General features: G+C 70.4%; 7 protein-coding genes. 3 read left to right on the top strand and 4 right to left on the bottom strand.

Translation table 11 applies throughout. The features are described from left to right. Nucleotides 1-106: 106 nt before the first annotated feature. The 4 genes from ACFWPX_RS22565 to ACFWPX_RS22550 all read right to left on the bottom strand — a co-directional run bounded on the left by ACFWPX_RS22565 (nt 107) and on the right by ACFWPX_RS22550 (nt 3,858). On the bottom strand, nt 107-886 hold the full coding sequence (locus tag ACFWPX_RS22565; RefSeq protein WP_378928975.1) for a hypothetical protein: 780 nt from the start codon (nt 884-886) through the stop codon (nt 107-109). A gap of 204 nt (nt 887-1,090) precedes the next feature. Beyond that, nucleotides 1,091-2,512 carry an NAD(P)/FAD-dependent oxidoreductase gene (locus ACFWPX_RS22560; RefSeq protein WP_378928974.1) on the bottom strand — a complete coding sequence of 474 codons (1,422 nt, stop codon included), beginning with the start codon at nt 2,510-2,512 and terminating at the stop codon, nt 1,091-1,093. 157 nt (nt 2,513-2,669) lie between these two features. Next, complete coding sequence (locus tag ACFWPX_RS22555; RefSeq protein WP_378928997.1) at nt 2,670-3,566, bottom strand: tat pathway signal sequence; 897 nt, start codon at nt 3,564-3,566, stop codon at nt 2,670-2,672. 85 nt (nt 3,567-3,651) lie between these two features. Continuing rightward, nucleotides 3,652-3,858 carry a hypothetical protein gene (locus ACFWPX_RS22550; RefSeq protein WP_378627280.1) on the bottom strand — a complete coding sequence of 69 codons (207 nt, stop codon included), beginning with the start codon at nt 3,856-3,858 and terminating at the stop codon, nt 3,652-3,654. 189 nt (nt 3,859-4,047) lie between these two features. Between ACFWPX_RS22550 and recC the strand changes: the two genes are divergently transcribed. The 3 genes from recC to recD are packed head-to-tail and all read left to right on the top strand — an operon-like array spanning nt 4,048 to nt 12,736. Continuing rightward, nucleotides 4,048-7,437 carry an exodeoxyribonuclease V subunit gamma gene (gene recC / locus ACFWPX_RS22545; protein ID WP_378928973.1) on the top strand — a complete coding sequence of 1,130 codons (3,390 nt, stop codon included), beginning with the start codon at nt 4,048-4,050 and terminating at the stop codon, nt 7,435-7,437. Further along, nucleotides 7,434-10,796 (top strand): UvrD-helicase domain-containing protein, encoded by a 3,363-nt coding sequence (locus ACFWPX_RS22540; RefSeq protein ID WP_378928972.1) that lies wholly within the window; start codon nt 7,434-7,436, stop codon nt 10,794-10,796. Before recC ends, ACFWPX_RS22540 begins: the two co-directional genes overlap by 4 nt. Further along, the gene (gene recD / locus ACFWPX_RS22535; RefSeq protein ID WP_378928971.1) at nt 10,793-12,736 is read left to right on the top strand and encodes an exodeoxyribonuclease V subunit alpha; all 1,944 of its coding nucleotides are present in this window, start codon (nt 10,793-10,795) and stop codon (nt 12,734-12,736) included. The genes ACFWPX_RS22540 and recD overlap by 4 nt, the downstream gene beginning before the upstream one ends. Nucleotides 12,737-12,888 lie beyond the last annotated feature (152 nt).

The raw sequence follows: 12,888 nt of genomic DNA, 5'->3' as shown, positions 1-12,888 counted from the left end.
GCTCTCTCTCCGCCAGCGCGCGCGACAGCTAGCCCACACCTAAGTGGTTCCAACCCCGGGGGTGGGAGCCGGGCAGAAAACCCGACTCCCACCGCTGGGAATTCGATCAAGCGCTGACGAGCTCGGCTTCGGAATCGGCGGCCTCGGGGACCATCCCACGTGGCGGCGCGAGGAAACCGCTCGCCGCGCCCACCGCCGCACCGATGCCGGCGCCGACGACCGTGACGGGGATCGACACGGCCATGTACGCGGCCATGCCGCCCAGGATCGGGCCCGCGACCAAGCCGATCGGCACGAACGGGATACCGGCGATGAGCCCGGCCACCGCACCGCCCGTGCTCGCCATCATCGCGAACGGGATCGCCACGGTGGAACCGACCGCCGCGCCCCGTGCCGCCGAACCGAGGGTCTCGGAGGCGATCCGGTCCGAGCGGCTGCGCTCGAGCCCGACCGAGTCGAGGAACGTCGCCAGGTTGGCCTCGGTATTGGCCGCGGCGTCGTTGATCTGGATCGAGGTATCGACCGGCACGAAGTCCGGCACCGGAACCTGCTGGTCACCGAAGCGGAACTGCCCCGGCGGGGGCAGGATCGGTGGCACCGGCGCGACCGCGGTCGGCGCGTGCAGCGGACCCACCGGTGACAGGTAATCCATTTCCGGCCCCGTCCGCGACCACTGCAGCGAGCTGCGGGTGTTCGCGGGCATCGGCTGGCCCACGTACGGGGTGGCATTGGGCGCCACCGCGTCGAACTCTGCTCCGGGCTGATGTTCGGGCTGGGTCACCGCCGCCTGCGCGGGATCGGCATTCGCGGTGCCCGTGCCGATCAGGGCCATGACCAGGGGTACCGCTCCGGCTGCGACGACCGAACCTACCTTCTGTCGCTGCAAGTTCGGCGCCCTGTGTTTCCCCGTCGCCATAGATCACCTTTCATCCTGGGGATTGGTCACACATATGACCTCCGACATTCGGACCGGTGCTCGACTCGGATGGGTCCGAAACGTCGGCAACCCGCAATGCCGGTATGCGGAAAGGTAACTGGCACGACGAAGGCCGGGTGGTTCGACGGAACCACCCGGCCTTGTTGAGCTGTGTCAGCCGATCTTGCGCTGTTCCGCGGTGAGCGGTTCGGCGGTGGTCGGCGGCGCGCCCACGTCGGCCGCGAGTTCGTTGGCCTCCGCCTGATCGGCGTTGACCTCCTCGATCGCCAGCCGCGCGAAGATCCACTGCTCGGTCGCCGCCATCTGACCGCGGTTGCGGCCGAGGAACGACACGAACCAGCCGATCACGGTGACGATCCGGCTGCGGTAACCGACCAGGTAGTACAGGTGCAGTGCCAGCCAGGCGAGCCAGGCCAGGAATCCGCTGAACTCGAGCTTGCCGATCTGGCAGACCGCGTCGAACCGCGAGATCGTGGCCATCGAGCCCTTGTTGAAGTACTTGAACGGCGCGCGCTGCTCAGGGGTCTGACCCTTGAGCCCCGCCTTGATGGCCTTGGCCGCGTAGGTCGAACCCTGGATGGCACCCTGCGCCTGCCCCGGCACGCCGGGCACCGACATGAGGTCGCCGACCACGAACACGTTCGGATGACCCTTGACGGTGAGGTCGGGCTCCACGATCACGCGCCCCGCCCGGTCCACCTCGGTGCCGTCGGAGCGTTCGGCGATCATCTTGCCCAGCGGGCTGGCCTGCACGCCCGCCGACCACACCTTGCAGACGGCCTCGATCCGGCGGGTGGTGCCGTCGGCGTCCTTGACGATCACGCCGTGCGCGTCGACATCGGTCACCATGGCGTTGAGCTGGATCTCCACGCCCATCTTCTCGAGCCGCTTGGCCGCCTTGGCGCCCAGCTTGGGGCCCATCGGGCCGAGCACCGCGCCCGCGCCTTCGAGCAGGATGACGCGCGCGTCGCGGGGATCGATGGTGCGGAAGGTGCCGTCGAGGGTGCGGTCGGCGAGTTCGGCGATCTGCCCGGCCAGCTCCACCCCGGTCGGGCCGGCGCCGACGACGATGAACGTCATCAGCCGGTCGCGCTCTTCCTGAGTGGTCGCCAGCTCCGCCTGTTCGAACGAGCCGAGGATGCGTGCGCGCAGTTCGAGCGCGTCGTCGATGGTCTTCATGCCGGGCGCGTAGGTGGCGAAGTGATCGTTGCCGAAGTACGACTGCTGGGCACCGGTGGCGACGATCAGGCTGTCGTAGCCGGTCACGGTGTCGCGGTTGAGTAGTCGCGAGGTGACCTTCTTGTTCGCCAGGTCCACGTCGATGACGTCACCGAGCAGCACCTGCGCGTTCTTCTGCTTGCGCAGCACCAGACGCGTGGCCGGAGCGATCTCGCCGGTCGAGAGGATGCCGGTGGCCACCTGGTAGAGCAGCGGCTGGAACAGGTGGGTCGACGTCTTGGAGATGAGCGTGACGTCGACATCGGCTTTGCGCAGATGCCGGGTACCGAACAAACCGCCGAACCCGGAACCGATCACCACTACGTGGTGCCGCTTCCCGACAGACTCAGTGCTCATCGTCGCGCTCCTCGACAGACTGGGGCGGACCCCGCGGTGGTGGTGACAGGGTTAACCGTAGTCGGCTCCGGTTGTGACGTCGCAACAAGAACCCGATCGCGGCGTGTGATGCGGTGTCTCGTCGAACGACGAGATCGACAATACGGGATCGGCCGAATCAGCGACCTGCGAGAAGAACCTCGGCCACCCGGGTGTCGGTCTCGGCGCCGTCGGTGTAGCCGCCTGCTCCGCCGAGCGCGTTCATGATCGACAGCGTGTAGCGCTCGTCGGCGCCCGCGACGCCGACGGAGTTGACCACCCAGCCGTCGGCCTCGGCCGACCAGCCGTTCTTCAGGCCAGGCCGCATCCGCGCACCCGCGCCCCACACGCCCCAGTGCTGGTTGGAGTCGACCGAGCGCATCCGGTCGAGCAGGTAGGCGAGATCTTCGGGGTGCATGGTGTCGAGGATGGTGTTCATCAGCCGGTCCAGGTCGGCGGCCGTGCACTTCTGGAACGACCAGTCCGGGAACAGCGCGGTCGTGGTGGGCTGCGGGATCAGGCTGACCATGCCGTAGCCGCGGAACGCGTTGTTGTAGGCCATCCGGTCGAAGCCGATGTACTTGTGCCACAGCACGTCGGTGGCGTGATCGTTGGAGGTGGCCAGCATCGCTTCGATGTTGAAGCGGTCGTCGGGGGACAGGCCGATGGCGCCGACGCGGGCCCGGTTGAGCAGGTCGGCGGCGATGGCCAGCTTGATCGTGGACGCGGTCCAGACCTGGTTCTCGGCGTGTTCGTTGGCGTAGATGCCGCCGGTCTTGCGGTCACGCAGCACGTAGCCGACGGCGCCGGGGCGACCGGCGAGGTAGGCGTCGGCGCGCGCTATCCGGGCGCTCATGTCGGCGTCGAATCCCGGCAACGACACCTGGGTCAACGCGGGCGGCGCGGCATGGGCCGGAGCGACGAGAACGGGGACGCCCGGAGTGAGGACGGCGGCGGCGGCGAGGAGGCAGGCAGTTGCTGCGACCCGGGATACGACACGGGTGGAAGGAGAACGGTCACGCACGAGGGACCACACTCGCACACCGAAGGCTCGAGCGCACAACTTCACCGCAAATCGGGCCCCCGGGCGACAGCGCTGTTGCGGCGCACGGGAATTGCGTTCAGTGATGCGCGGCGTGCGGTGTGGCGATGGTGCAGCCGTTGAGGCGATGGCAGTGCTCGAAGGCCTCGCCGTGCCGGTCCAGCGGCCACGAATGCAGTACCTGATCAGGCCCGTAGCGCCGGGAATTGATCAGCTCCCAGCGTGCGCCCACTCGGCGGACGATGAAGCCGCCACCGGGAACCAGGGGAAACACCTGCGCGATCATGAAACGAAACCAGCCTTTCGCCCGCGGCCGTACTGTCCCACCCGAACGGCAACGATCCCACGGTCGGCGTCGAGGGTGCCGCAGGCGTGGCCGGGACGCGTTGCGGTGTGGCGTATTTCACTAGCCCGGTCCAGTGGTGGTGGCGGGGGCGCTCGATTGCGGGTCGGTCGCTGGGCGTATAAACAACGGATGCCGTTGCACCTCCATCGCGCCGAACGCGCCGACGCGCTGGCCGACGGACTGGGGCGTTTGCTGGGGGCAGTGCCTGCCGATCCTTTCGTCACCGAAGTGGTCGCGGTGCCGGCCAAAGGGGTGGAGCGCTGGTTGGCGCAACGGTTGTCGGGTGTGCTCGGTGTGGTGGGCGTCGCGGATTCCGGCTCCGATGTGGCTGGTGCCGGTCGTGGCCCGGTCGGCGACGGGGTAGCCGCGAATATCGCCTTTCCCGCGCCCGCGGCGCTGGTGGCCGAGGTGCTGGCCGGTGCGAGTGGGGTCGCGCCCGCCGACGATCCGTGGGCCGGTCAGCGACTGGTGTGGACGTTGCTGCGGGTGATCGACGAGGTCGCCGACCAGCCGTGGGCAGCGGTTCTGGCGCGCCATCTCGGCCTGCCGGGGGCGGATCACCGAGTCGGCCGACGCTACGCCACCGCCGCCCACCTGGCCGCGTTGTTCGACTCCTACGCCGCCCAACGTCCGCAGGTGCTGCTCGACTGGGCCGCGGGCGCGGACACCGACGGCGCGGGCGGGCCGGTACCCGACGATCTCGCGTGGCAGCCGCGGTTGTGGCGCGCGCTGCGCACCGCGGTCGATGCCCCGAGCCCGGCCGAACGACTCGCTGACGCCTGCGCCCGCCTGCGCGCCGATCCCGCCTCGGTCGACCTGCCCGAGCGGCTCTCTGTTTTCGGCCTGACCCGACTTCCCGCCGACCAGTTGGCCGTCATCACCGCCCTCGCCGCCCACCGCGACGTCCACCTCTGGATGGCACACCCGAGCCCGGCCATGTGGACCATGCTCAGCGATGCTCGGGCGGTCGCCGGAGGTGGAGTCGGTGCAACGGTTTGCCCGCGCGCGGACGATCACACCGCGGACCTGGTTTCCCACCCCTTGCTCGCGGGGCTGGCCCGGGATGTGCGGGAGTTGGAACAGCGCCTGAATCCGGTGCTGGACAGTGACATTCACCTCCCCGATGAGATCGCCACGCACTCGCTACTCGGTGTCGTCCAGGCGGCCGTGCGGGAGGACCGATTCCCCGAAACGGGTGCGGCTCCGGACGGCAGTGTCGAGGTACACGCGTGTCACGGCCCGGCGCGGCAGGTGGAGGTACTGCGCGATCTGCTGCTGAGGACGTTCGCGGCGGATCCGACGCTCGAGCCGCGCGACGTGCTGATCATGTGCCCCGACGTGGAGGCGTTCGGGCCGCTGGTGCGGGCCGCGTTCGGGCAGCGCGGCACCGGCGTCGACCTGCCGGTCGAGGGTGAACACCCGGCGCATCAGTTGCGGGTGCGGCTCGCCGATCGCGGGCGGGCGGTGACCAACCCGATGCTGGCCGTGGTGATCGAGCTACTCGAACTCGCCGACGGTCGCGTCACGGTGACGCAGGTACTCGACCTGGCGGCGAGCGAGACCGTGCGCCGCCGGTGTGGGTTCGACGACGATGACATCGAACGGCTGCGCGAGTGGGCGGCCGAGTCGGGCGCGCGGTGGGGGATCGGGCAGCGTCAACGCGAGGCGTTCGGCCTCGCCGATTTCGCGCAGAACACCCTCAATGCCGCGGTGGACCGCATCCTGCTCGGGGTCACCGCCGACGAATCCGGGGACGACTGGCTCGATCTGGCGCTGCCACTCGACGATGTCGACTCCAATGATGTCGACGTCGCGGGCCGCTTCGCCGAGTTCATCGACCGGCTCGCGGTCTGTCTGCGTGACCTGCGCGGTCCTCGGCCCGCCGCCGAATGGACCTCGGTGCTGCTGCGGGCTGTCGAACTGCTCACCGATGTGCCCGTCACGCAGTCGTGGATCCGCACCGAAGCGCGCCGCGAGATCGTCGCCGCCACCGAACACGCGGGTGCCACCCCGCTGCGGCTGGCCGACGTGGCGGTCCTGCTGACCAGTCGACTGGCAGGCGGCCCCGGCCGCGCGAACTTCCGCACCGGCGAACTCACCGTGTGCACCCTCGTGCCGATGCGGTCGGTGCCGCACCGCGTGGTGGTGCTGCTCGGCCTCGACGACGACGTCTTCCCGCGACCGGGCAGTGTCGACGGCGACGACCTGCTGGCCCGCGACCCGCTGGTCGGCGAACGCGATGCGCGCAGCGAAGACCGCCAGCTCCTCCTCGACGCCATCATGGCGGCCGGGGACACCCTGCTGGTCCTGCACACCGGCGCCGACCCGGTCACCGGCGCCGCCCGCCCGCCCGCCGTCCCGGTGGCCGAACTCCTCGACGTGCTCGCCACCCAGGTGGGACCGGCAGCCATGGATGCCGTCCATATCCGGCATCCGCTGCAAGCCTTCGACCGCCGCAACTTCGCCCCCGAGAACCCACGTAGCTTCGACACCGTGGCCCTGGCCGGTGCGCGCGCCGCCGCCCGCCCGTCACGACCGCGCCCACCGCTGCTCACCGCGCCGCTGCCGCCCGCTCCCGTCGCCGATGTCGCACTGGCGGAACTGATCTCGTTCGCCGAACACCCGGTGCGCGCGTTCCTGTGGCAGCGGCTCGGCCTGCGGGTGCCCGAAGAATCCGAGGACATCGCCGATCAGCTCCCGATCGAACTCGACGGCCTGGCGAAGTGGGATCTCGGCGAACGAATGCTGACCGCCCGCCTCACCGGAGCCGACCCGGCGGGCCTGCGTGCCGCCGAATGGCGCCGGGGAACGTTGCCCCCCTTCAGTTTCGGGGCCAAGGTGCTCGACGAAGTGGAAGGCACGGTCGACACCCTCGTCCGCACCGCACTACCCGACTACGAGGCACCGCCGCGCGCCGTCGACATCGCCATCGACCTCGGCAACGGTCGCACCCTCGCGGGCACCGTGCCAGAGGTCCGCGGCGAGACACTGGTGCGCACCACCTACTCGCGTCTGGCACCGAAACACCGGCTCGCGTCCTGGGTGTCGCTACTCGCCCTCGCCGCTACCGAAGACCGATCGTGGCAGGCGATCAGTACCGGACGAGGTCAATTCCGCAGCAGACCCGTGGCCAGATCGGTGATCACGGCACCCGAAGCGCCTGCCGCACTGGCGATCCTGCGTGATCTGGTCCGGTTGCGTGAGGAAGGACTGTGCGAACCGCTGCCCTGCGCACCCGCCGCCACCGCGGCCTACGCCGAGCGCCGGTTCCGTGGTGACAGCGTCGCCGACGCCCTGCTCGCCGCCGAACACGCCTTCGACGGCGGCCCCAACGGCCCCGACAAATTCGGCGACCACACCGACCGCTACCTGCGCTACGTGTGGGGTCGCGCACCCCGATTCGCCGGTCTCGCCACCGAACCCAGCCGACCGGGCGAGCCGGAGAGCACCCACTTCGGTGCCCTCGCGCGCCGCTGGTGGGCGCCACTACTCGCCGCCGAAAGTCAGGGACAGCCGTGACGGGGACCGTATCGGCGCCCACCGCCTTCGACGCCACCGGTCCGCTGCCCCAGGGCACCGTCGTGCTCGAGGCCAGCGCGGGCACCGGCAAAACGCACGCCATCGTCGGGCTCGCGGTGCGCTACGTCGCCGAGGCGGGCATCGCGATCACCGAACTGCTCCTCGTCACGTTCAGCCGCGCCGCCACCCAGGAACTGCGCGAACGCACCAGGGACCGTTTCGTCACGGTGGCGACCGCACTCGCCGAGCCCGATGCCGCACGGCACCACCAGGACGAACTCGTCCGGGCGATGGCCGACACCGACCCCGCGACCGTGCGTCTGCGCAGGCACCGATTGCTCACCGCCCTGGCCGATTTCGACGCGGGCACCATCGCCACCACCCACTCGTTCTGTCAGCGGATGCTCGACGAACTCGGTCTCGCCGGTGAACACGACCCGGGCGCCCGGCTGGTCGAATCGGTGGACGACCTCGTCGCCACCGTCGCCGACGACCTGTACCTGGCCCGCTACGCCCGCGACCGCGCCCCCTTCACATTGCGCGACGCGCACACCCTGGCGCTGGCGGCGGTCCACGATCGGCACGCCGACCTCGCGCCACGCACCGACGGTGCGGCGGGGGAGCGCGTGGCCTACGCGAGCGCCGTGCGCGCCGAGACCGAACGCCGCAAACGCCGTGCGGGACTGCGTGATTTCGACGACCTGCTGGTGCTGCTGCACGACGTGCTGGCCGACCCCGAACACGGGCCGCGCGCCTGCGCCCGGATCAGGCAGCGGTACCGGGTCGCGCTGGTCGACGAGTTCCAGGACACCGATCCGTTGCAGTGGGACATCCTGCGCCTGGCCTTCCACCAGCACGCCACCCTGGTGCTGGTCGGCGACCCGAAACAAGCCATCTACGCCTTTCGCGGCGCCGAAGTGCTCAGCTACCTCGACGCCGTGGCACTGGCGGATCGACGCAGCGAGCTCACCCGCAACTGGCGCAGCGACGCCGGACTGCTGCGCGCCATCGACCACCTGTGTGGCGGTGCGGAATTGGGTCACCCCGAGATCAGCGTGTACCCGGTCACGCCGACACGGCCGACGACCCGACTGCACGGTGAACCGGACGCGATCAGCCCGCTGCGACTCCGGGTGCTGCCGCGGACCGGGGCCGGTCCGCGCAATCGGTCGGGGTTCCCTTCGGTGGGCAGGCAGCGGGCCAAGGTAGCCGACGACCTGGCCGCCGATATCGTCACCCTGCTCGAATCCGGCACCGCCATCGACGCCAAACCCGTACGCGGCGGGGATCAATCGCTGCGCGAAGTGGGCGACGGCCGGGTACGCAGACCGATCGGGCCCGGCGATATCGCGGTGCTGGTGCGCACCCGATCCCAGATCGATGTGGTGCGTGCGGCGTTGGATCGGGTCGGGGTCGCCTCCGTCCTGGCCGGTGGCACCAGCGTCTTCGCGACCGTCGCCGCGACCGACTGGTTGTGGGTGTTGCGTGCCCTCGAACAACCGCATCGCGGTGACCGGGTGCGGCTGGCCGCATGCACACCGATCCTCGGCGTGACCGCAGCCGAGATCGACTCGGGCGGTGCGGATCTCGTCGGCCGGGTCTCCACCCAATTGCGCGACGCCGCGCGATTGTTCGCGCGCGCCGGATTCGCCGCCGTGTTCGACAAGCTCGCCACCGAAGCCGACCTCGCGCCGCGCCTGCTCGCGGTGGACAACGGCGAACGCGAACTCACCGACCTGCGCCACCTCGCGCAGCTGCTCGACGAGGTCGCGGTGGCCGAGGGGCTCGGCCTGACCGCGCTCACCCGCTGGCTCGCCGACCGTGTTCGCGACCCGGAGGCCGGCAGCATCAGCGGTCGCAGCCGCAGGCTCGATCGGGACGCGGCGGCAGTGCAGATCGCCACCGTGCACGCCAGCAAGGGCCTCGAATTCCCCATCGTCTACCTGCCTTTCACCTGGGACAGCGCCAAGAATCCATATCCGGCGACGCTGCTGTTCCACGATGACAACGGCACCAGGGTCCTCGATATCGGCGGCAAGGAGGCCCCCGGCTACGGCGAGCGCCAATTGCGTTGTGAAGCAGAGGAATCGGGGGAGGAGCTGCGGCTGCTGTATGTGGCGCTGACCCGGGCGATGTGCCAGGTCGTCGCGTGGTGGGCGCCCGCAGTGACCACCGGCGCCGCGCCGCTGCACCGGATGATGCTGGGCAGGCGACCGGGTTCGGCGCAGGTTCCGCGGCGTGCGGAGATTCCCGCTGACACCGCTGCGGCGCAACGGATTTCCGAGTGGGCCGCCGGCGCCTCGGACGCGATCTCGGTGACCATGGTCGATCGCCCCGAGGATGTGGCGCCCCGGCGGGTGCGCACCGAGCTGCCGACCGGTGAGCTGGCGGCCGCCGGGTTCACCCGCGCGCTCGACCAGCAGTGGCGGCGTACCTCGTATTCGGCGCTCACCGCGGGCGCGCACGACGCCCCGGGACTGAGCGACTCCGAACCCGAGGACGGTCCAGGTCCTGACGACGAACCGACCGAGGCACCGGTCGACGCCATGACCGGCAGCACGGCCGCCCCGTCGTTGATGAACGACCTGCCCTATGGCGCCGAGTTCGGCACGCTGGTCCACGGCGTGCTCGAAACGGTCGACACCTCGGTGCCCGACCTCGCCGCCGAGGTCAACCGACGGTGTGTCGAGGCGGTCGAGCACACGATGGCCGAGCTCGATGTCGACGTGCTGTCCTCGGCGCTGCTCGAAGTCCTGCGCACCCCGGCCGATTTCGGCTCTCTGGCCGCGATCGCCACCCGTGACCGGCTCAACGAACTGGAATTCGAGCTGCCACTCGGTGGTGGTGACACACCCGGCGCGCGCTCGGCCGGGATGCACGCCGTCGCCGCGCTGCTGCGCACCCACGTACCCGCCGACGACGATCTCGCCGGATACGCCGATCACGTTGCCGCACTGCCCGATACGGTGCTGCGCGGCTACCTCACCGGCAGCATCGACGCGGTCTTGCGGGTACCCGATGACACCGGCGAGCTCCGCTATCTCATCGTCGACTACAAGACCAACCGGCTCGGCACCGGGGACCTCACCGTCGAGCACTACCGTCGCGACCACATGGTCGCGGAGATGATCCGCTCGCACTATCCGCTGCAAGCGCTGCTGTATGCCGTTGCGCTGCACCGTTATCTGCGCTGGCGGTTGCCGGACTACGATCCCGCGCGCCATCTCGGCGGGGCCAGATACCTGTTCGTCCGGGGCATGATCGGCGCGTCGACCCCACCGGGACACGGCGTTTTCGATTGGCACCCGTCCGCGGAACTGGTTGTCGCGCTGTCGGATCTGCTCGCGGGGCAACGATGACGGCGATTCAGGTGGCGCAGCGGGGGACCGGGCTGCTGCGGGTGTTCAACGAGGCCGGCGTGCTGTCGGCGGCGGACGTGCACGTCGCGGTGCGGTTGGGTCGGATGGGGCGCGAGGACAGCGAGGACGTGCTGTTCGCGGCCGCGCTGGCCGTGCGCGCGGTGCGCTCCGGATCGGTGTGTCTCGAGCTGGCCCGGATGCGCGAGATCGGCATCGATGCCGATGAAACCCGCGACGGCGCCGCGGGAATCGACCCGGCGACCCTGCCGTGGCCGGATACCGATCGGGTGCTCACCGCCCTGCGTCGCAGTCCGCTGATCTGCGGCGGGCAGTCCGGTCCGCTGCGCCCGTTGCGGATCGTCGAAGCCGACGCCGAGGGTGGCGCGCTGCTCTACCTCGACCGGTACTACCAGCAGGAACAAACCCTGCGGCGAGTGCTCACCGAACGCAGTGCCGACCACCCGGCGATCGATACCGAACTCGTTCGCGCGCAGCTGGATCGGCTCTTCGCCGACCCTCTCGGTGACGGCCCCGACCGGCAACGACTGGCCGCCGCCCTGGCCGCGACCCACTGGACCACCGTCGTCGCCGGTGGTCCTGGCACCGGCAAAACCCACACCATCGCCCGCATCCTGGCTCTGCTCACCGCCCATCGCGGCGCCTCGCCGAAGTTGCCCGCCCTGCGTATCGCCCTCGCCGCCCCCACGGGCAAGGCGGCGGCCCGGCTGCAGGAGGCGGTGCGCGAACAAGCCGCCGTCCTCGGCCTGCCCGAACTCACCGCCTCGACCCTGCACCGACTCCTGGGCTGGCAACGTGGCCGCACCACCCGGTTCCGCCACCACGAACACAACCGGCTGCCCTACGACGTCGTCGTGGTCGACGAGACCTCGATGGTGTCGCTGACGATGATGAGCCACCTCTTCTCCGCTCTGCGCCCCGATACCCGCCTTGTCCTGGTCGGCGACCCCGACCAGCTGGCCTCGGTCGATGCGGGTGCGGTGCTGGCCGATCTCGTCGCCGGGCCGGTCAGCGGCGCGCCGAACCCGGCGCTTCGTGCGGTGCTCGGCCTCGATCTCGGTGGATCGCAGCCGTCAACGGCTCCTGGTGATGGAGCGGGCGCGGAGGTGCCTGCTACGCAAACGCACTCGCTCACCGCCCTCGAGCAGCGGCGTTTGCAAGGCGGGATCGTCCGGTTGACCAGGGGCAGGCGGTTCGGCGGGCATATCGCCGACCTGGCGGTCGCGGTCCGTGCGGGCGATGCCGATGCGGCGCTGGCTATTCTGCGAGCGGGCGGCGACGACGTATCGCTGTGCACCCCCGACGACGTCCGCGCTGTGCGGGCGGACGTGACAACCGGCGCCCTCGCCGTCACGGCCGCCGCCGAAGCGGGCGACGCGATCGGCGCCCTGACCGCGCTGGAATCACACCGCTTGCTCTGCGCGCACCGCCAGGGCCCCTTCGGTGTCGAACGCTGGGACCGGATGGCAGCCGACTGGGCCGCGGCGGGTGGCGCGGGACCCGAAGGGCCGCAATCGGTCTGGTACCCCGGGCAACCGCTGCTGGTCACCGCCAACGACCACGAGGCCCGCATCTACAACGGTGATACCGGCGTCATCATCCGCCGCCCCGACGGCTCACTGCGCGCGGCCCTCCAGCGCGGCAGTGAGCCCTACCTGGTCCACCCGACGCAATTCCCCGCCGTGGTCACGGTTTTCGCCATGACCATCCACCGCAGCCAGGGCAGCCAGTACGACACGGTCTCGGTCGTCCTTCCCGAACCCGAATCCACGCTGCTCACCAGGGAACTGCTCTACACCGCCATCACCAGGGCCCGCACCCACGTCCGCGTCATCGGCACCGAGGACTCCATCCGCGCCGCGATCGGCCGCCGCGTCCTGCGCGCCAGCGGCCTTTCCAGAACCGTTGCGCCACAGGGGTAGTGGGGGTGGAGTGAGCCGTTGTGACATCGCGGGGGGCGGGGGGCCGGGGGGGGGGGGGGGCCCCCCCCCCCCCCCCCCCCCCGGGGGGGGGGGGGCGCGTGACACAAACACCAACAGAGACGAACAGAGGGGGGGGGGGAGGGTGTGTGTGT

Origin of the sequence: Nocardia sp. NPDC058518 (assembly GCF_042719655.1) — a bacterium.
Lineage (GTDB): Bacteria > Actinomycetota > Actinomycetes > Mycobacteriales > Mycobacteriaceae > Nocardia.
The sequence above is the reverse complement of the archived record's forward strand: the minus strand, read 5'-3'. Positions and strand labels throughout refer to the sequence as shown.

Excerpts from the sequence above, each read along its gene's own strand:
- recD (WP_378928971.1), top strand. The coding sequence starts at position 10,793 with ATGACGGCGATTCAGGTGGCGCAGCGGGGGACCGGGCTGCTGCGGGTG.
- ACFWPX_RS22550 (WP_378627280.1), bottom strand. The coding sequence starts at position 3,858 with ATGATCGCGCAGGTGTTTCCCCTGGTTCCCGGTGGCGGCTTCATCGTC.
- ACFWPX_RS22560 (WP_378928974.1), bottom strand. The coding sequence starts at position 2,512 with ATGAGCACTGAGTCTGTCGGGAAGCGGCACCACGTAGTGGTGATCGGT.
- recC (WP_378928973.1), top strand. The coding sequence starts at position 4,048 with ATGCCGTTGCACCTCCATCGCGCCGAACGCGCCGACGCGCTGGCCGAC.